The 19426-nt window shown below is 64.4% G+C and carries 18 protein-coding genes; 9 read left to right on the plus strand and 9 right to left on the minus strand.

Going from position 1 to position 19426, the window contains the following annotated elements; translation table 11 throughout:
* Positions 1-80: 80 nt before the first annotated feature.
* On the minus strand, positions 81-878 hold the full coding sequence (locus ACVMB1_RS26090; RefSeq protein WP_456815386.1) for a MetQ/NlpA family ABC transporter substrate-binding protein: 798 nt from the start codon (positions 876-878) through the stop codon (positions 81-83).
* Between the two features lie 33 nt (positions 879-911).
* Positions 912-2237 carry an O-acetylhomoserine aminocarboxypropyltransferase/cysteine synthase family protein gene (locus ACVMB1_RS26095; RefSeq protein WP_141340384.1) on the minus strand — a complete coding sequence of 442 codons (1326 nt, stop codon included), beginning with the start codon at positions 2235-2237 and terminating at the stop codon, positions 912-914.
* A 417-nt stretch (positions 2238-2654) separates the two neighbouring features.
* Here ACVMB1_RS26095 and ACVMB1_RS26100 point away from each other — a divergent pair, with 417 nt between their 5' ends.
* On the plus strand, positions 2655-4055 hold the full coding sequence (locus ACVMB1_RS26100) for an LLM class flavin-dependent oxidoreductase (RefSeq protein WP_057017448.1): 1401 nt from the start codon (positions 2655-2657) through the stop codon (positions 4053-4055).
* A gap of 41 nt (positions 4056-4096) precedes the next feature.
* Here ACVMB1_RS26100 and ACVMB1_RS26105 read toward each other — a convergent pair whose 3' ends face one another.
* Both ACVMB1_RS26105 and ACVMB1_RS26110 read right to left on the minus strand, forming a co-directional pair.
* Positions 4097-4873, minus strand: coding sequence for a MetQ/NlpA family ABC transporter substrate-binding protein (locus ACVMB1_RS26105; RefSeq protein WP_168855415.1), 777 nt, complete (start codon positions 4871-4873; stop codon positions 4097-4099).
* Between the two features lie 28 nt (positions 4874-4901).
* On the minus strand, positions 4902-5696 hold the full coding sequence (locus tag ACVMB1_RS26110) for a MetQ/NlpA family ABC transporter substrate-binding protein (RefSeq protein WP_456815389.1): 795 nt from the start codon (positions 5694-5696) through the stop codon (positions 4902-4904).
* Between the two features lie 372 nt (positions 5697-6068).
* Between ACVMB1_RS26110 and ACVMB1_RS26115 the strand changes: the two genes are divergently transcribed.
* Entirely contained in the window at positions 6069-7019 is a 951-nt protein-coding gene (locus tag ACVMB1_RS26115) for an aliphatic sulfonate ABC transporter substrate-binding protein (RefSeq protein ID WP_199805249.1), read from the plus strand.
* 13 nt (positions 7020-7032) lie between these two features.
* On the opposite strand, the gene ACVMB1_RS26120 is transcribed toward ACVMB1_RS26115, so the two are convergent.
* From ACVMB1_RS26120 to ACVMB1_RS26135, 4 genes are read right to left on the minus strand one after another with little or no spacing between them, the layout of a single operon-like run.
* Entirely contained in the window at positions 7033-7698 is a 666-nt protein-coding gene (locus tag ACVMB1_RS26120) for a methionine ABC transporter permease (protein ID WP_141340380.1), read from the minus strand.
* Entirely contained in the window at positions 7688-8812 is a 1125-nt protein-coding gene (locus tag ACVMB1_RS26125) for a methionine ABC transporter ATP-binding protein (RefSeq protein WP_200844440.1), read from the minus strand. The genes ACVMB1_RS26120 and ACVMB1_RS26125 overlap by 11 nt, the downstream gene beginning before the upstream one ends.
* A 50-nt stretch (positions 8813-8862) precedes the next feature.
* Positions 8863-9183, minus strand: coding sequence for a 4Fe-4S dicluster domain-containing protein (locus ACVMB1_RS26130; protein WP_016840109.1), 321 nt, complete (start codon positions 9181-9183; stop codon positions 8863-8865).
* The gene (locus tag ACVMB1_RS26135) at positions 9180-10808 is read right to left on the minus strand and encodes an FAD-dependent oxidoreductase (RefSeq protein WP_141340379.1); all 1629 of its coding nucleotides are present in this window, start codon (positions 10806-10808) and stop codon (positions 9180-9182) included. The genes ACVMB1_RS26130 and ACVMB1_RS26135 overlap by 4 nt, the downstream gene beginning before the upstream one ends.
* 313 nt (positions 10809-11121) lie before the next feature.
* On the opposite strand from ACVMB1_RS26135, the gene ACVMB1_RS26140 reads away from it, so the two are divergent.
* Positions 11122-12462 carry an LLM class flavin-dependent oxidoreductase gene (locus tag ACVMB1_RS26140; protein WP_141340378.1) on the plus strand — a complete coding sequence of 447 codons (1341 nt, stop codon included), beginning with the start codon at positions 11122-11124 and terminating at the stop codon, positions 12460-12462.
* 5 nt (positions 12463-12467) lie between these two features.
* Here the strand turns inward: ACVMB1_RS26140 and ACVMB1_RS26145 are convergent, their stop codons facing one another.
* Positions 12468-13559: an LLM class flavin-dependent oxidoreductase gene (locus tag ACVMB1_RS26145; RefSeq protein WP_141340377.1), complete on the minus strand. Its 1092-nt coding sequence runs from the start codon at positions 13557-13559 to the stop codon at positions 12468-12470.
* A 419-nt stretch (positions 13560-13978) separates the two neighbouring features.
* Between ACVMB1_RS26145 and ACVMB1_RS26150 the strand changes: the two genes are divergently transcribed.
* The 6 genes from ACVMB1_RS26150 to epsC all read left to right on the plus strand — a co-directional run bounded on the left by ACVMB1_RS26150 (position 13979) and on the right by epsC (position 19426).
* On the plus strand, positions 13979-14734 hold the full coding sequence (locus ACVMB1_RS26150; RefSeq protein ID WP_141340397.1) for an ABC transporter permease subunit: 756 nt from the start codon (positions 13979-13981) through the stop codon (positions 14732-14734).
* Positions 14731-15456 carry an ABC transporter ATP-binding protein gene (locus ACVMB1_RS26155; RefSeq protein WP_076826951.1) on the plus strand — a complete coding sequence of 242 codons (726 nt, stop codon included), beginning with the start codon at positions 14731-14733 and terminating at the stop codon, positions 15454-15456. Before ACVMB1_RS26150 ends, ACVMB1_RS26155 begins: the two co-directional genes overlap by 4 nt.
* Positions 15457-15466: 10 nt before the next feature.
* Entirely contained in the window at positions 15467-16471 is a 1005-nt protein-coding gene (locus ACVMB1_RS26160) for an NrtA/SsuA/CpmA family ABC transporter substrate-binding protein (protein ID WP_050387474.1), read from the plus strand.
* A gap of 42 nt (positions 16472-16513) precedes the next feature.
* Positions 16514-17743 carry an acyl-CoA dehydrogenase family protein gene (locus ACVMB1_RS26165; RefSeq protein WP_141340375.1) on the plus strand — a complete coding sequence of 410 codons (1230 nt, stop codon included), beginning with the start codon at positions 16514-16516 and terminating at the stop codon, positions 17741-17743.
* Between the two features lie 137 nt (positions 17744-17880).
* Positions 17881-18453: a flavin reductase family protein gene (locus ACVMB1_RS26170; RefSeq protein WP_057017437.1), complete on the plus strand. Its 573-nt coding sequence runs from the start codon at positions 17881-17883 to the stop codon at positions 18451-18453.
* 19 nt (positions 18454-18472) lie between these two features.
* The gene (gene epsC / locus ACVMB1_RS26175) at positions 18473-19426 is read left to right on the plus strand and encodes a serine O-acetyltransferase EpsC (RefSeq protein ID WP_141340374.1); all 954 of its coding nucleotides are present in this window, start codon (positions 18473-18475) and stop codon (positions 19424-19426) included.

Raw genomic sequence — 19426 nt, forward strand, 5'->3', positions numbered from 1 at the left:
GGAATCGGAACGGAGCTCCAGATTCCAGTTTTGACGCGCTTTCCTGCCGCGAACCGGCGTCCACTTCGCTCGGGAAAGCTCTAGCTGCCGAAGCCGGCCGGAATGAACGCCGGCAGCTTCTCCTCGATGAAGTGCTTGACCTCGGGTGAATTGAAGACCTGGATGAAGGCCTTCAGGCGCGGATCGTCCTTCTTGTCCGGCCGCGCGGTAAAGCGCAGCACGAGACCGTCATCGACCGTGCGGTCGATCACCAGCGCCGATTTTGGATCACCGCCGGCCGGTATCAGATAGGTGATGTTGACGAGCGCAAGCGTGACGTCATCGAGCGACCGGTAGGTCTGCGCCGGATCGAGCTCGACGATCTTCAGGTTCTTGGGATTTTCGATGATATCAAACCGATTGACCGAAAAACCCTTGCCCGGCGCCAGCTTGATCAGTCCGGCGCGTTCGAGCAGGATCAAGCCACGCGCGCCGTTGAGCGGCTCGTTCGGGATCGCAACGCTGTCGCCGGACTTGATCTCCTCGAGCGACTTGATCTTCTTCGAGAACAGCCCGACGGGCGCGATCACGCCGACCTTGTCGACCTGGACCAGGTCGAAGCCGCGCTGCTTGTTCTGGATCGCGAGATAGGTGGCGTGCTGGAACAGGTTGGCGTCGACGTCGCCGCTGTTCACCGCCTCGTTCAACGCGACCCAGTCCGACAGCTCGACGATCTTGACGTCCTGCCCCTTATCCCTGGCGAGCTTGGCGGCAAAGCCAGCCAGCTGACCGACCGGGCCGGCGCTGGTCACGATCTTGAGAGGTTCGTCCGCAACGGCGGCCGCAGTCATGGCAAGCAGCACGCCAGCCGCCTGCGCCAGGCGCAACAATGTCTTCATGGTCTCGGTTTCAACTCCGTCTTCAGGGATCGATCAGGCCGCCTTGCGGCCGCTGCTTCCCGCCTCAGCCTCGGCCAATGCCTGGGTGAGGTCGGCGAGGATGTCGTCGGGATGTTCGATGCCGACCGAAAGCCTGATGTAGCCGGGCGTCACGCCTGCCGCGAGCTGTTCCGCGGCGCTCAGCTGCTGATGGGTGGTCGACGCCGGGTGGATCGCCAGCGAGCGCGCATCGCCGATATTGGCGACGTGATAGAACAGTTTCAGCGCATCGATGAAACGACGGCCGGTCTCGACGCCCCCCTTCAGCTCGAAGCCGACCAGCCCGCCATAGCCGCCCTTCAGATAGAGATCGGCGCGGCGCCGGTCCTCCCCGCTCTGCAGTCCGGGGAAGATCACGTGCGAAACGGCGGGATGTCGTGCCAGGAAATTCGCGACCTTGATCGCGTTCTCGTTGTGCTGACGCAGCCGCAGGGGCAAGGTCTCGAGTCCTTGGATGAACTGAAATGCGTTCTGGGGAGCGACCGCGGCACCGAGATCGCGCAGCAGCTTCACGCGCGCGCGCAGGATGTAGGCGATCGGACCCAGCGGCTTGGCTGCCTCGGTCCAGATCGCGCCGTGATAGGCATCGTCCGGCTGCGTCAGCAGCGGGAAGCGCTCGGCGTGCGCCGCCCAGTCGAAATTGCCGCCGTCGATGATCGCTCCGCCAATCGACGTGCCGTGGCCGCCGATATACTTTGTCGCGGAATAGACGACGATCGCTGCGCCGTGCTCGAACGGGCGCGCAATGAGCGGGACGGCGGTGTTGTCGAGAATCAGCGGCACGCCGAGCGAACGGCCGATATCCGCGACTTCCCTGATCGGGAAGACGTTGAGCTTGGGGTTCGGCAGCGTCTCGGCGAAATAGGCCCGGGTCTTCGCATCGGTCGCCCGGCGGAAGTTTTCCGGATCGGCCGGATCGACGAAGCGAACCTCGATGCCGAACTGCTTCAGCGTCTGCGACAGCAGCGTCCAGGTGCCGCCGTACAGATCGGTCGATGAGACGATATTGTCGCCGGCTTGCGCGATGTTGAAGATCGCGTAGGCCGTCGCCGACTGGCCCGACGCCACGGCCAGCGCGCCAACGCCGCCTTCCAGCGCGGCCAGGCGCTCCTCGAACGCGTCAGCCGTCGGATTCTTGATCCTGGTGTAGATCTGTCCGATCGCCTCCAGGGCGAACAGCCGCGATGCGTGATCGGTATTCTCGAATTGAAAGGACGTCGTTTGGTAGATCGGAACGGCGACGGCGCCGGTCGCCGGGTCAGACCGGTACGATCCGCCATGCAAGGCGAGCGTCTCGACATTCTTGGTTTCGATCGGCATCTCGAAATTCTCCTGAAATCCGTGGACCCAGCATCAAAAGGCAAAGAATGATGCGCAGCAGCGTCCGCGACTGTCGAGACATCGGAGAAAATAGCGATGAGCGTGCTGGCGGCGCGTCTGATGGCGTCGCTAATTTTTCAGCCGCGGCGCCTGTCGCGTAACATTTGTTTCACTGCTCCGCCGGTTTGAACGGCTCAGTGGAGCTGATGAGTCATCTGCCGATCGCGCCTGCAAATCAGTACGCAATGTCGTGCATACCGTCATTTCGAACAGCACGACGACGTCGAACAAACGAATCTCTGCTGCGCCGGATCGAAGACAAAGCACGATTTTGATCCTGTCTTTCCATATAGAAAATAAAACCGCGCAGCTGACGTGATAAATCACCTCTCAGTCCTCAATTAGCGAAATTGCGCAATGACCAGACCAAAGGAACTTCGCTTCAACGCGTTCAACATGATGGCGCCGAGCCACAACTGGGCCGGCCTCTGGTCGCATCCGCGCGACACTTCACTCAACTACAACTCGCTCGACTATTGGGTCGACTACGCCAGAACCGCCGAACGCGGCCTGCTCGACGGCATCTTCCTCGCCGACGTCTTTGGTATCTATGACGTCTACGGCAGCAGTCCTGACACTGCGCTGCGTCACGCCGTTCAATTGCCGAACGCCGAGCCGACCCTGCTCGTCTCCGCCATGGCTTACGCAACGAAGCATCTCGGCTTCGGCATCACATCCAACCTCACCTACGAGCATCCCTACCAGTTCGCCCGCCGCTTCTCGACGCTCGATCATCTCACTCGCGGGCGGATCGGCTGGAACATCGTCACCGGCTATCTCGACAGCGGCGCCCGCGGAATGGGCCTTGAGGCCAACCGCGCGCATGATGAACGCTACGAGGCGGCCGAGGAGTTTCTCATTGCGAGCTATAAGCTGTGGGAAGGCAGCTGGGAGGACGGCGCCGTTCGCCGTGACCGGACAGCGCGCGTGTTCACGGATCCGGCAAGGATCCACAATGTGCGGCACCAGGGACTTCATTACCAGGTCGACGGCATCCACCTCGCCGAACCCTCGCCACAACGCACACCGTTGCTGTATCAGGCGGGAACCTCGAAGCGCGGCCGCGCCTTCGCGGCGAGGCACGCGGAGGCGATCTTCCTCAACGGCCAGACCAGGCCCATTCTGGCCCGTGCCGTACGCGAGATCAGGGAAGCGGCCAAGGCGTTCGGACGAGATCTCTATGATATCCGCCTGTTCGCCGGCGCGACCGTGATCGTTGCCCCGACGCGCGCGGAGGCCAACGATCTGCTCGAGGAGTACGCAGGGTATGTCGATCAAGCCGGCCAGCTGGCTCTGCTCTCGGGCTGGACCGGCATCGACTTCTCGAACTATCGTCCCGATCAGGCGGTACAATATGTCGAGAGCAACGCGATCCAGTCGATGGTCGAGAATTTCACGTTGCGGAGCGAGCGGCCGGTCAAGGTCGGTGATCTCGCGACGCTGAGCCGGATCGGCGCACGCTCGCCATTCGTGGTCGGCTCACCCCAGGACGTGGCCGATGAGCTGATCGCCTGGGCCGACGAAACCGACGTCGACGGCTTCAACCTGTTCCGCCTCGTCGCGCCGGAATCACTGACGTCATTCGTCGACCTCGTCGTGCCGGAATTGCAGTCACGCGGAGTCTACAAGACAGCCTATCGCGAAGGCACGCTCCGCGAGAAGCTGTTCCCCGGACGCGGACCCTATCTTGACGCCACGCATCCCGGCGCCGGCTTCCGCCGCGCCTCGACGGCAGCGCGCACCGAAGCCGCCGAATAGATCGGCCTGGAAACCTCCTGGCGATGGGCGGTCAACGCCCGTCACCAGGTTGCGATGTAGGTGCCCTTGAAGCGTTTCTCGAGGAATGCCTTGACCTCCTCGGAATGGTAGGCATCGATCAACTGCTTGACCCAGGGCTTGTCCTTGTCCGCCTCGCGCACGGCAACGATGTTGACCCACGGGCCATCGGCCGCCTCGCGGGCAATTGCATCGGTGGCGGGATTGAGCCCGGCCTGAACCGCATAATTGTTGTTGATCGAGACCAGATCGACATCTTGCAGGGAACGCGGCAACTGCGCGGCATCAAGCTCGACGAAGCGCAGATGCTTCGGATTGTCAGTGATGTCGGCAATGGTCGACGCGACGTTGTTGGGGTCCTTGAGCTTGATCACGCCGTGCAGCGCAAGGATCATCAGGCCGCGCGCGCCATTGGAAGGATCGTTGGCGATTGCTACCCGCCCGCCATCCGGAAGATCGGCCAGCTTCTTGTATTTCAACGAGTAGACACCCTGCGGCGACGCAATCGTGTTGGCGACCTTGACGATCTTCCAGCCGGTCTTCGATATCTGGTTCTTCAAATAAGGTTCGTGCTGGAACGAATTGGCCGCGAGATCCCCGAGCGCGAGCGCCTGGTTCGGGATCACATAGTCGGTGAATTCGACCACCCTGATGTCGAACCCATGGCCCGCAGCCACCTTCTTGACGACTTCGAGGATCTCGGCGTGTGGTCCGGCCGTGACGCCAACGCGGACCGTCTCGGCCCTCGCGGTGCCGACCAGGAGCGTTACCGCGGCAACCGCCGTCATCAGAATACGCATCATCATCCCTCAGCAATTGGAGCGGCAACTACCAGCCGGGCAGCACCGCGCCCTTGAACTTGGTCTGGACGAATTCCTTGATCTCGGGCGTGTGGTAGCTGTCGACCAGGATCTTGACCCACGGCTTGTCCTTGTCGGCGGAGCGAACCGCAATCAGATTGACGTATGGCCCTTTCGGATCCTCGCGCAGGATCGGATCCTTGACCGGATCGAGACCGGCCTGTGTCGCATAGTTGGTGTTGATGACCGCCGCATCGACATCGTCGAGCGCCCGGCGCGCCTGGGCTGCGTCGACCTCGACGAATTTCAGGTTTTTGGGATTGTCGGCGATGTCGATAACGGTCGGCTTGAAGCCGACGTCGCTCTTCAGCTTGATTGCGCCCTTGTCGCGCAGCAGAAGCAGCGCCCGGCCGCCATTGGTCGGATCATTGGGAATTGAGACCTTGGCTCCGTCAGGAACGTCGGCCCAGTTCTTGTGCTTGCGCGAATAGGCGCCGATCGGAAAATTGACCGTCAGCCCCACCTGCTCGATCTTGTAGCCGCGATCGGCTTTCTGGTTGTCCAGATAAGGCTGGTTCTGAAACGAGTTGGCCTGGATGTCGCCGGCGTCGAGCGCCGCGTTCGGAACGACATAGTCGGAGAACTCGATAAGCTGAAGCTCGAGCCCGCTCTTCGCCGCGATCGGTTTCACGGCCTCAAGGATTTGTGCATGCGGCCCGGGCGTCACGCCGATCTTGATCGTTTCTGCCGCGGCGGCGGTCGACCAGATCGCAACAGCGCCTGCAAGAGCGAAAATGGATCGAAGCAACATCTTGGTCTCCATGGAACTGAACTCGCTATCAAGCTCATCGCTCGCGCCGGGGACGAAATCAATGAAATGAGAATCCAAATTTTTCCCGATGACGAGTCGCCGCTGCTGTGGCCGCGATGAAAAGAGAATGGAGCCGGCCGGGTATCTTGGCGCAGCGAGCGACTTATCTGCCGATGCCGGCGGCAACGCGTAGGCCAAAAATACTTTTCTCGCTGACTTCGCTTGCAGAGAAAATTGCACTCGTTCGGACGGCTTCTCCGCGATTGCCTCCGGCGCACCGATTGCACACAAATGGCAACAGATCGAACCGGCTAAGGACAACTTGCCATGCCCATCTTTGCCCGCCCCATCCCGCAAGCGCAGGCCGCATCATCGGCGACTGCGATGTCGCGCCGTCTTGCTGTCGCCGCCATCGGGCTGCTTGCGATGACCTCGCTCGTTCGGCCTGCGGCCGCCGAGGAAATCCGGATCGGCTACCAGAAATCGTCGACGCTGACCGCTATCCTGAAGACCAACGGCGCGCTGGAGAAGGCGTTGGCGCCGCTCGGCATCACCGTGTCGTGGCACGAGTTCACCAGCGGCCTGCCGCTGCTCGAGGCCATCAATGTCGGCAGCATCGATTTCGGAGCCGACGTCGCCGACACCGTGCCGATCTTCGCCCAGGCCGCCGGCGCCAAGCTCGCTTACGTCGCCGAGGAAGCCGCTTCTCCATCGGCGCAGGCGATCCTGGTGCCCAAGGATTCCGCAATCAAAGCGCCGGCCGATCTCAAGGGCAAGAAGGTCGCGGTCACCAAGGGCGCGGGCAGCCACTTCCTGCTGCTAGCGGTACTTGCCAAGGCCGGACTGTCCTTCAAGGACATCACGCCGGCCTATCTGACGCCGGCCGATGGCCGCGCGGCATTCGTCAGCGGCAATGTCGACGCCTGGGTCGCCTGGGATCCGTTCCTCAGCAGCGCGCAACGCCAGTCCAGCGCGCGCATCCTGACCGACGGCAGCGGCGGGCTCGCCAACTACAAGCGTTACTATCTTGCCTCGGCCGCGATCGCCGAAAAGCGGGCCGATGCACTGAATGTCATCTTTGCCAGGTTGGTGGAAACCGGCACCTGGATCAAAGCCAATCCGAACGAGGCCGCGGCGCTGCTCGCCGGCCTGTGGGGCATCGACGCCGCCACGGTGGAGGAGGCCAACAGCCATCGCTCCTACAAGGTCGGCGTGGTCACCGCGGCCGGCCTTTCCGAGCAGCAGAAGATCGCCGATACCTTCACGGCGGAAGGTCTGCTGCCACGCAAGGTCGATACCGGCGACGTCAAGATCTGGGCACCGAAGGGATCGTGACGCCACCGCGCCTTTAGCGATGACGCAGGCGGCGGTTGACGCGGCGCGCCAGATAGTCGCCGGCGGTCTGCACGGTCTGAACCAGCGCGATCAAAACGACGACGACCGCCAGCATCATTTCGGGCATGAAGCGCTGATAGCCATAGCGAATGCCGAGGTCGCCGAGGCCGCCGCCTCCGACGGCCCCGACCATTGCGGAGTAGCCGAGCAGGCTGACCACCGCGAGTGTCAAGGCCAGCACCAGGCCCGGCAACGCCTCCGGGATCAAGACCTTGAACACGATCTGCAACGGGCTTGCACCGAACGAGGACGCCGTCTCGATCAGACCGGCATCGACCTCGCGGATCGCCGCCTCGACCAGACGGGCAATGAACGGCGTTGCCGCGATGGTGAGCGGCACGATTGCCGCGCCCGATCCGATCGAGGTGCCGGCAATCAGCCGCGTGAAAGGAATGATCGCAACCACCAGGATGATGAACGGCGTCGAGCGGGCCGCATTGACGATGACGCCGAGCACGCCATTGGCTGGCGGCGCGGCAAACAGCTCCCCTTTCCGGCTGGTCGCCAGGAAGACGCCAAGCGGAAGGCCCAGCGCGGTCGCAACCAGCGCAGCCACCGAGACCATGAAAAGGCTCTCGCCCGTGGCCTGAACGATCAGGTTGATGAGTTCACGCGACATAGCCGAGACGCTCCACCAGAATGTCATGCTGAGAAAGATAGGCCAGGACTTGCCTGGCCGTGGCTTCACCGCCGGGAATGCCAAGGATTAGCGAGCCCACGTGCTGGCCGCCGATCTCATCGATGCGGGCCGATAGCAGCGCCACGTCATGGGACAGTTCGCGCGAAAGCCGCGCCACCACGGTGTCGCCGGCTTCAGTACCGCGCACCTGCACGCGAAGGACCGTCTGCCCGCCGGCAACCGGCTGTGGCGAAAGGCGGCTCGCCAGCGAGACCGGAACACTGTCCCCGATCACCTCGGAAAGGAACGCCTGCGTGACCGGATGCTGGGGATGCGTGAAGATTTCCGCGACATGGCCGCGTTCGACGACCTGGCCGCCGTCGATCACCGCGACTTCCTTGGCGAGTTGGCGGACCACCGACATCTCGTGGGTGATCAACACGATCGTCACCCCGAGTTCACGATTGATGTTGGCCAGCAGGTCCAGAATCGCGCGCGTGGTCTGCGGATCGAGCGCCGACGTCGCCTCGTCGGACAGCAGCACATTCGGCCGAGTCGCCAGCGCGCGGGCGATGCCGATGCGCTGCTTCTGGCCGCCGGACAATTCCGAGGGATAACGATCGTATTTGTCGGCAATGCCGACGAGCTCGAGCAGCTCGGCTACACGGACGGCGATGTCGGCCGTGGACCAGCCGGCGATCTCGAGCGGCAAGGCGATATTGCCCGCCGCCGTCCGCGACGACAGCAAGTTGAAGTGCTGGAAGATCATGCCGATCGAGCGCTGCGCCAGGCGCAGCTCGCGACCGGCAAGCGCCGAGATCTCGCTGTTATCGACGACGACGCGGCCGCTCGACGGCTTCTCAAGCCCGTTGATGAGGCGGACGAGGCTCGATTTGCCGGCGCCGGAGCGGCCGATCACGCCGGTGATCGAGCCGCGCGGGATCGCGAAGTCGATCGCCTGCAAGGCATGGACGCTCGGCTTGTCGCGATAGGCCGGATAGACCTTCGAGACGGCCTCGAAGCGGATCATGGCATCGCTCGCGCCTGATGCGAGCGGAATGGGCGGCAGCGGCGCAACAGGCTGCGCCGTCGTCAGGGATTGATGTACATTCATTCAGTCGGTCCAATTGGGAAATGGCTTCGGTCGCCGGGCGCAGCCCGGGCTCAATGACCAAAGAGCAGATAGCTGCGGTCGATGCCGCGGAGATCGCGCGTCTCGTCGGTCCAGCCGACCGCGCGGCGGTAGCTGCCCAACGCGGCAGTCTGCCGCAACGCGACCACGTCGGTCGGGCGAGGCTCCTCCGCGTAAGGCGACACGTAAAGCGCGTCCTCGGGACAATACAGTTCGCAGAGGAAACAGGTCTGGCAATCGCCCTGACGGGCGATCACCGGAATCCCCTCCGTCTTGTCGAAGACATTGGTGGGGCAGACATTCACGCAGATGTCGCAGGACGTGCAGCGCTCGGCGTCGATCACCTCGATCATTCCGCGGCCTCTGCATAGCTGGCCTCGGCATGCGGCCGCACCGTGGTCCAGACCTCGTCCAAGCCGCCGCTCGTCACGTAATGGCGTTGGCGGTCGTCTTGATCGGGATAGTCGTCGCGGCGATGCATGCCGCGGCTTTCGTTCCGCGCCAGAGCGCTGCGGTACATCCAGCGTGACGTCGCCAGCATGGCCGCGCTCTCGCGGGCACGTAGCAGATCGTCCTTGCTCGCCGCATCGGCCGATGATGCATCGACCCACGCCGCATCGAGCCGCTCGAGGGCGCCTTCAAGACGCGAGGCGTGCCGGAAGTAGTTCAGCTCATACGGATAGACTTCGTCCTGGACCGCCTTTGCCAGCGCGGCGGGCTCAAACGCGCGACCCGCATTGCTCCGGAACGCGACGGTGCCGGCGGACGCCAGTCGTCGCTGACGCGCCGGGCCCAGCTGCCTTGCATAGCCAGCAGCGCCCCATCCGGCCCAGGTCCCCGATGACATCGCCCAGGCGGCGTTGTGGCTGCCGCCGCCGGTGAAGCCGCCGCAGATCAATTCGCGCGTCGCTGCATCACCGGCGGCATAGAGCCCGGGCACGCTGGTGGCGCAGCTGTCGTCGACAATGCGCAGGCCGCCGGTGCCGCGCACGGTGCCTTCGAGCCGCAAGGTGACGGAAAAACGCTCCCTGAAGGGATCGATGCCGGTGCGATCGAACGGCAGGAAGAAATTCGGCTGCGACGCGCGCATGTGACGCTGCACGTCGTCGTCGGCCTTGTCGAGGCACGCGTAAACCGGCCCCTGAAGCAACGCGCGCGCAATCGCCGATCGCCCGCCCTTGGATGCCGCACCGGGAACGACGCTGCCGTCCTCGTAGCTGAAGGTCGCCCAGCCGTAGAACAGTGTCTTGGTCACGGAGCCGAACGCCGGCGAGATCGCATAGGGATTCGAGAATTCCATGCTGCTGAACTCGGCCCCGACCTCCGCGGCCATCAGATAGCCGTCTCCGGTCAGCACATTCGATCCCAGCGTCTTGCTCAGGAACGCGCAGCCGCCGGTCGCCATGACGACAGCCTTGGCGCGCACGATCCAGCGATCGTGCTTCTGGCGGCGCACGCCGCTGGCTCCCGCAACCGAGCCGTCGTCATCCACCAGCAGCTCAAGCGCCGGACTGTGATCGAGAATGGTGACGCCGGCCTGCTTGGTGCGCTTGCGCATCAGGCGCATGTATTCCGGCCCCTGCAGCGAGTTGCGCTGCGATGTGCCGCTGTCGTCGACCGGGTAAGGGTAACCCCAGGCGGCCAGACGATTGCTGTCCTCGTAGGTCTGGTCGAGCACGCGCGCCATCCAGCGGCGATCCTGCAGGTGCCCGCCCATCTTTTCGCGATTGGCCATTGCGGCCTTGCGCAGCGCCGGATTGGGATCGACATACCAGACGCCGGTGCCGGCAGCCGCGGTGGCACCCGACGTGCCGCAAAATCCCTTGTCGGCGAGCACGACGCGTGCGCCGCACTCGGCTGCGCTCACCGCAGCCCACGTGCCTGCCGGTCCGCCGCCGATCACCAGCACGTCGGCGTCGAATTCGACCGAACCGCCTGGCGCGGTTCGCTGTTCGGCGCGTCGCTCGTGGACTGTCATGGTTCAGTTCTCCGGGAGGCACCGATTGCTTGCAACGCGCCGCAACAGCATCGTTACGCGCGCAGGCTGCCCTGGCAATTTCAGATATTTGCGCAGACTTGGACGAAGCTTCCCCTGCCGCGGCACGTGGCAGAATATTCATGCGGCGGCGGAGGGGATGTTCCGCTCATCGCAGAAGATCGACACCGGATTTGTCCGCAGATCGCGCAGCGGAGACGGATATTTCTTTTTGCGTGCACGCGCCGGCCGTTCGTTTTCATGTGGCCTGACAGGCGGTACTTCGTGAGTCGTCTCACCTCAATGCGTGGCAGCCATGTCCGATCGTCAGCTTCACCTCAATGTCAACCTGCTGCACTCCGGCGTCTATGCGTCGGCGTGGCGGCTGCCCGAAAGCGATCCTCGCGCCTGCTTCGACGTCGGCCATTATGTGCGCGTGGCTAAGATCGCCGAGCGCGGCAAGCTCGATGCGATCTTCCTTGCCGACACACCGGCGATCACTGACCGCATCGACTACCGCTCCTTCATGTCGATGGAACCGACGATCGTGCTGGCGTCGGTGGCCGCGGCGACCAGCCATATCGGGCTGATCGCGACCGCCTCGACCACCTACAACGAGCCGTACAACATCGCGCGCCGCTTCGCGACCCTGGATCTCGCGAGCGGCGGCCGCGCCGGCTGGAATGCGGTGACCACGGCCGACGCGTCGGCCAGCCGCAATTTCGGCCTCAGCAACGTGCTGGAGCACAAGGCCCGCTACGAGCGCGCCAAAGAGTTCGCCGAGGTCGTCCATGCGCTGTGGGACAGTTGGGAGGACGACGCCTTTGTCGGTGACAAGTCCTCGGCGCGATTTGTCGATACGTCGAAGGTTCATCCGATCGCGCATCGTGGCGCCCATTACGCTGTGGCCGGTCCGCTCAACGTGCCGCGTTCGCCGCAGGGCCGCCCGGTCACCGTGCAGGCCGGCGGCTCGCACGACGGCCGTGATCTCGCTGCCGCGCAGGCCGAGGCCGTGTTCACGCTGGCGCAGACGATCGAGGAAGGCGTCGCCTATGCGCGCGATCTGCGCGCCCGCGCCGCGACCTACGGCCGCGCCGGCGACTCCATCGTCATCCTGCCGGGCCTTGCCACAGTGATCGGCAGCACCGGAGCCGAGGCGAGACGGCGGCAGGATGAGCTGTGGGAGCTGGTTCCGATCGAGTACAGCCTGGCGCGTCTCGCGGGCACATTGCAGGTCGATCCTGCGATCCTTGAGCTCGATAAGCCGCTACCCGATCCGCTGCCGCTACCGGCCAGCGCCAACCACACCATGTTCCAGGGCACGGTGAACCTTGCGCGCCGCGGCAACCTCACCGTCCGGCAGTTGTTGCGCGCGCTCGGCGGCGGGGTCGGACACCGCATCATCGTCGGCACGCCCGAGCAGATCGCCAACGACATCGAGGCCTGGTTCAAGGCCGGCGCGGCCGACGGATTCAATCTGATGCCGGACGTGCTGCCGACCGGGCTCGAGGTCTTCGTCGACAACGTGGTGCCGATCCTGCAGCGCCGCGATCTGTTCCGAACCGATTACGCCGGCACCACCTTGCGTGAGCATTTTGGCCTGCCTCGGCCGATCAGCCGCTTTGCGCGTCGGACGGAAGCCGCCGCAACCGCGTGACGCAGTTACCGCGAGCTCGCCAGCAGTGGTGGGGTGTCATTCGCAGCAGATGACGCTGCGCGGACGCGCGGAATGATCTCCTTCGCAAAGCGCTCCATCTCGGCCTCGAAAGGCTGGAACTGCAGCATGAACAACTCGATGCCTGCGGCATGGAACGCCCCGACTCGGGCGGCCACGTCATCATAGCTGCCGACCAGCCCGGCAGCGGTGCCGCCGTTGCTGCCGATCCGCTCCGACTTCTGCATGGTCTGCATCATCACGACCTTCGGGTCGGTGTTCTGTCGCTGGATCACCTTTATCGAGGCGTCCTTCCGCGACAGCTCAAGCAGCCGCTCATAGGCGGCCTGGGCCTCGGCCTGCGTCTGGCGCGCGATGACAAAGGCGGACAGCCCGAAGCGAAGCGGCACCGACGTCCGCGGCCGCGCCGCCACGTCGGCAATGAGGCCCGCGACATCCTCGAGCGGCTGACCATTGATGAACCAGACGTCGCCGTGGTCGGCGACCAAAGCGCGCGCCGGCTCGGATTCGCCGCCGACATAGATCAAGGGTCGCGGTCGGTAGAGGCTCGTCGGCCGCAACAGATAATCGCGGACGTCGAAATGCTCGCCCGTGTAGGTCAACCGCTCGCCCTGCATCAGGCGCGAGACAATCGTGATCCACTCGCGGCCATAGGCGTAACGGGCATCGTGCTCGGCAAAGCCGATGCCGGCCTTGTCGAGTTCGGGCCGGTTCCAGGCATTGACCAGGTTGATCGCGAAGCGTCCGCGGCTGATGTTCTCGATCCCGAGCGCGAGCTTGGCGAGAACCACCGGATGATAGAGATAGGGCTTGATGGCCGCGATGATCTCGATCCGGCTGGTCAATGCCGCAACGGCCGCCGCCGCGCTCCAGGCCTCGAGCTGATCGAAATCCTCCCGATGCGGATTGATGGTGTGCTGCGCGATCAGCGTGGAATCGTAGCCCAGTGCCTCGGCGGCAAGCACGAGGTCGCGATTGCGCTCCCACGATGCGTCATACGGCTCCTCCGGATCCTGATAGGCCGCGCGCGAACCATGGACCAGCGCCCAGATGCCAAAGCGAAGCGGTCGTGTCGACATGCCGTCTCTCCGATTTCCCTGACGTTACGTCGGCGTGTTTTCAAAGAAGCACGGCGACAGATCAAGCAGCGGCGCATCAAAAGATTTTCCTTGCCGCGCCGCGCGCGCCGATAAACCAGAAAACTCCGGACGCAGCGACAATTGGAATACGGCTCTATTTCTGTTCGAGAAAATTCGTGGGACAGTTTGCGCGACATGAACAACGCCTTCTTTCGTGCGGCGACGCGCCGTTCATCGAGAGAACGGCGAACCATGCCGCGCGCGATCAATGATGCTCGCGCGCAATGTTAGACGAGGACAGAACAGACTTGAGCAACCTCGAACAGGCTGCGTCATCGATCGCGTTTGATTCAACGCCGCGCAGCGTTCAAACGGCATCGCCGTCCCGGAAGCCACGAGTAGAGATCGGCCGGCGCGGCATGCTGCTGCTGTCGTGGCTCGCCCCGGTCGTGCTTCTGATCGTCTGGGAATTGCTGGCGCAGGCCGGCTGGCTCTCGCCGCAGGTGCTGCCGGCACCGAGCAAGGTCGTCCGGACGGCATTCAAGCTGGCGACGTCCGGAAGCCTGCTGAACGATCTCGGCGTCAGCCTGCTGCGCACAACGGCCGGTTTTGCGATCGGCGGCAGCGTCGGATTCGCGCTCGGCATCCTCGTGGGCTTCTCGCGGATCGCGGAGGCTGCCATCGACCGCAGCATCCAGATGATCCGCGCGATCCCGTTTCTCGCCGCGCTACCGCTGGTGATCGTCTGGCTCGGCGTCGGCGAAGCCCAGAAGATCTTCCTGGTCGCGCTCGGCGTCGCCTTCCCGATCTACATCAACACCACGCTGGGCATCCGGCAGGTCGACCCGAAGCTGCTCGAGCTCGGCCGCGTCCAGGGCCTCGGGACACTCGAGCTGATCCGGCGCGTCATCCTGCCCGGCGCCCTGCCATCGATCCTGACCGGTGTGCGCTATGCGCTGGCGACCGCGTGGCTGGCGCTGGTGGTCGCGGAGACCATCGGCGCCCAGTCCGGCATCGGCTTTCTCGCCATGGATGCGCGCGAGTTCCTGCGCACCGACGTGATCGTGCTGACGATCGTGATCTATGCGCTGATCGGCGTCGCCGCCGACGGCATCGCGCGCGCCCTGGAGCGGCGGCTATTGGCCTGGCATCCGAACTATGGAAGCGCGCGATGACGCTGCACGCCGTGCCCTCACCGGCCGCGATTGCGCCGGCCGTCGTGGTGACCGGACTGCATCGCGCCTATGGCAGTCGCGTGGTGATCGAGAACCTCAACCTGCGCATCGAGCGCGGCGAGTTCGTCGTCCTGCTCGGCGAAAGCGGCTGCGGCAAGACCACGCTGCTGCGGGCGCTGGCCGGCCTCGATGCGATCGACGGCGGGCGCATCACGGCACCGCGGCGGCCGGCCGTCGTTTTCCAGGAGCACCGGCTGCTGCCGTGGGACAGTCTGTGGCGCAACGTCTCGCTCGGCCTCAATGCGAGCGACGCCCGTCAGCGCGCCGCCACCGCGCTCACCGAGGTCGGACTCGGCGGCCGTCTCGATGACTGGCCGCGCAACCTCTCGGGCGGACAGGCGCAGCGCGTGGCGCTGGCGCGCGCGCTGGTGCAGGAACCCGAGTTGCTCTTGCTCGACGAGCCGTTCGCAGCGCTCGATGCGCTGACTCGCATTCGCATGCACGATCTGGTGCGCGAGCTGGTCGCCGTCCATCGCCCCGGCGTGCTCCTGGTCACCCACGACGTCGACGAGGCGATCGCGCTCGCCGACCGCATCCTGGTGATGCGCGAGGGCCGGATCGCGTTCGAGCATCCCATGAAACGTAACGGCGCAGCGCCGATCGCCCGCACCGACCTGCTGGCGGAGCTCGGCGTCGACACCTCTCACCCCATTCCTGCCTGAGGACCACTCAATGTCTATCCCCCGGTTCACCAACCCCACCCGTCGCAGCTTCCTTGGCGGCGCCGCCTTCGGCATCGGCGCGCTTGCCGGCTTTGACCTGTCCGAGCCGGCGCATGCGGCGACCGGCCGCGTCACCGACACGGTGCGTCTGACCTGGGGTTTGAGCGGCCTCAATCTGATCGCCAAGGAGCGCGGCGAGTTCGAGAAGCTGCTGGCCAGGGACGGCATCAAGGTCGAGTGGCTCGGGCCGTTCCCCAATCATGCGCCGACGCTGCAGGCTGTGACCGGCGGTAGCGCCGATTTCAGCTTCGGCGGCAGCACGACGCCGGCACTCGCCGCGATCATCGCCGGCTCGCCGCTGGTATTCACCCAATTCGTGGTCTATGAGCCGCGCACCACGGCGATCATCGCGCGGGATGACTCTGGCATAAACAAGGTCGAGGATCTCGTCGGCAAGTCGGTGGCGGTGAACCGTTCGGGTCTCGGCGAATTCCTGCTGGTTGCCGCGCTCGAGAAGCACAAGGTCGACCGCTCCAAGGTGACGTTCGTCTATCTCAACCCGCCGGACGCAGCGCCGGCGCTGGCCTCCGGGAAGGTCGACGCCTGGTCGATGTGGAGCCCGGGCGTCGATATCGCGCGGCTCGAATACAAGGCGCACGACATCTTCCTGGAAGGTCGCGATCTCGAGTTCCAGATCGACTACACGTCCTACCTGACCACCCGAAAATTTGCGACCGACAATCCTGCGCTGGTCCGGGCCGTCAACGACGCCTTCCGCGCCGAAGGCAAGTGGATCTCCGCGAACAGCAAGGATGCCGAATACATCGCGCAGAAGGCCGGCAAGTACAGCGACCAGGTCCGCGACCAGTTCATCGCGCTGAACCGGCAGTATCGCTACTTCGCCGCCAACGACGAAAACTTCCTCGCCGAGCTGCAAAGGGCCGCCGACTGGCTGGTCGCGCGCAAGGTGCTCCCGGAGCCGATCAAAGTCACCGACCACCTGGCCCAGCTCTGATCAGTAGCAGTCATATCAATCGACGCCATTTGGGTGATACCAATGAACAAGCCTCTGTCCGCCACCTCGCTGGAGCCTTCCGACCGCCTTCACAGCCGCGCACCCGATATCGACGCACTGCTCGGCCGCATCGCGGAAGGCGCCGCCGACCGCGAACGCGAGCGCGTCCTGCCGTTCGCGCAAGTCGATCTCATTCGCAAGGCCCGCCTCGGCGCGTTGCGGCTTCCGATCGAAGCCGGCGGCGCCGGCCTGTCGATTCGCGCATTGTTCGAGATCGTCATCAGTCTCGGCGAGGCCGACGCCAATGTCGCGCATATCCTGCGCAACCATTTCAGCGTCGTCGAACGCCTGGTGCGCCGGCCGAAGGACGATCAGCACAGGCAGTGGCAGAAGGCAGTTGCCGACGGCGCGATCATCGGGCTCGCGGCGACCGAGCTCGACACGCCGAAGGTCGGCAATGTCACGCCGAACACGACACTCACTGCCGACGGCGACGACTACCTGCTCAACGGCACGAAATACTATAGCACCGGCACACTGTATTCGGACTACGTCCTCATTCGCACCGCCGACACATCCGCCACCAATGCTGCCGTGCTGATTCCGGTGAACCGCGAGGGCATTGAGCTGATCGACGACTGGGACGGTCTCGGGCAGCGGCTGACGGCGACCGGCACCACCCACTTCCGCAACGTGCGCGTCAAGCGCCAGGAGGTCGTGTTCGATGCACCGGATACCGGCTACGGCATTCCCTACTCCAACACATTTGCCCAGCTGTTCCTGACTGCGATCAATGCCGGCATCGCGCGCGCCGTGCTGCGCGACGCCAGCGCCCTGGTGCGGACCCGCAAGCGGACGTTCTATTACGCGCCGAGTGAGGTGCCAGTGGACGACCCGCTGCTGCAACAGACCGTCGGCCAGATCGCCAGCGGCGCATTCGCCGCCGAGACCGTGGTGCTTGCGGCCGCGGAGGCGCTCCATGCCGCCACCGACGCTTTCGATGCAGGCGACGAAAACGCCGTCGAGGCCGCGCACAAGGCCGCGCTGCTGTCGGCCAAGGCCAAGATCGTTGCGGACGATTTCGCGATCCGGAGCGGCAGCCTGCTGTTCGACGTCGGCGGTGCATCGGCCACCAAGAAGGCGACCAATTTCGACCGCCACTGGCGCAACGCGCGCACCCTGGCGTCGCACAATCCAAACACCTTCAAGGCGCGCTCGATCGGACAATACGAGATCAGCGGCACGCCGCTACCCGCCAAGGGCTTCTTCTAGAGCCCCACTCCGATCGAATCGGAACGGAGCTCTGGATTGTTGTTTTGATGCGTTTTCTCACGCGAACCGGTATCCACTTCGCTCGAAAACGCTCTGGCGAGGTCCAATCCGGCGAGGCAAAGCAAGGGAGAATCCCGATGAGCAAGCCGGATATTCATCTTGTGGACGCCGACCACGAGATCGAGCGTCAATTTCGCCTTGTCATGCGCCGCCTCCCGGGCGGCGTTTGCATCATCACCGCAGGACAGGGTGAGGACATCACCGGCATGACGGTGACCTCGCTGACGTCGCTCAGCGCCAGCCCACCCCGGCTGCTGGTCAGCATCAACCGGCAGGCATCGTCCTTCGCACCGATCGCCCGCCATCGGCTGTTCGGCGTCAACATCCTCGGCTCCGACCAGCAGGCCCTGGCCGAGCGCTTCAGCAATGGCCGGCTGAAAGGCAGGGAACGCTTCGAGGGCACCGATTGGACCCATGGAGCCTCGGGCGTGCCGTTGCTGCAGCGGTCGCTTGCGATGATCGAATGCCAGGTCGAGGAGATCATCGAGCGGCATTCCCATGGCATCATCGTGGGCCGCCTCGCCAGCATGGAATTGTCGCATCGGCTGTCCGGCCTCACTTACTGGAATGGACAGTATGTCCAGATCGATCACGAGGCCGATCTCGACCTATTGGCCGAAGTCAGCATTCCTCTGGCGCATGTCCGTTAGAACAGAGAAAGGGTGCAGCATGAAACGCGAATTGCCGCCAGCATCGCCTCCGTCAACGGCCGGCGCGGTCAGCAGACCACCGGGCCGCTGGCAGCTCGACCGGATCGTGGCCGAGCTGCGCACCTCCCGCGAGGAGACCCATAGCATCCGGCGCGACGGCGAGGCACGCCGCGCGCCCTCGCGGGACGCGCTGGAGGCGATCCTCGACGGCCTCACCGAGGCGCTGTTTCCGCGCCACTACGGCCAATCGGACCTCGACGGCGAGAACATCGACTATTTCGTCGGCAATACGCTGAGCACAGCATTGGATTCGCTCAGCGCGCAGATCCATCGCAGCGCGCTGTTCGTTGGCGACGAGCTGGAGCCGGGCTTTGGGCACGAAGAGGCGATCGAGCTGACACGCGCATTCGCGACCCAACTGCCGTCGGTCCGCGGACTTCTGATCAACGATCTGCGGGCGGCATTCGTTGGAGATCCGGCGGCGCAGAATTTTCCCGAGATCCTGATCGGCTATCCGGGGATGGCCGCCATCATCCACCATCGCCTTGCGCATCTGCTCTACCAGATCGGCGCGCGGCTGGTGGCTCGCCTGATGTCGGAGATCGCCCACACAAGGACCGGCATCGATATCCATCCCGGCGCCCGGATCGGCTCCGGATTCTTCATCGATCACGGAACCGGCGTCGTGATCGGCGAAACCGCCATCATCGGCAACAACGTCCGGATCTATCAGGCGGTCACGCTCGGCGCGCGGCATTTCCCGACCGACGACGAGGGCCATGTGATCAAGGGCGACGCCCGCCATCCGATCGTCGAGGATGACGTCGTGATCTACGCCGGCGCAACCATACTCGGCCGGATCACGATCGGCCGCGGGTCGACCATCGGCGGCAACGTCTGGCTGACCAAGGACGTGCCGCCGAACAGCATTGTGACGCAGGCCACCGCACGAAACAGCCCGAGCGGCGCCTGA

Source organism: Bradyrhizobium sp. USDA 4504 (assembly GCF_054063995.1).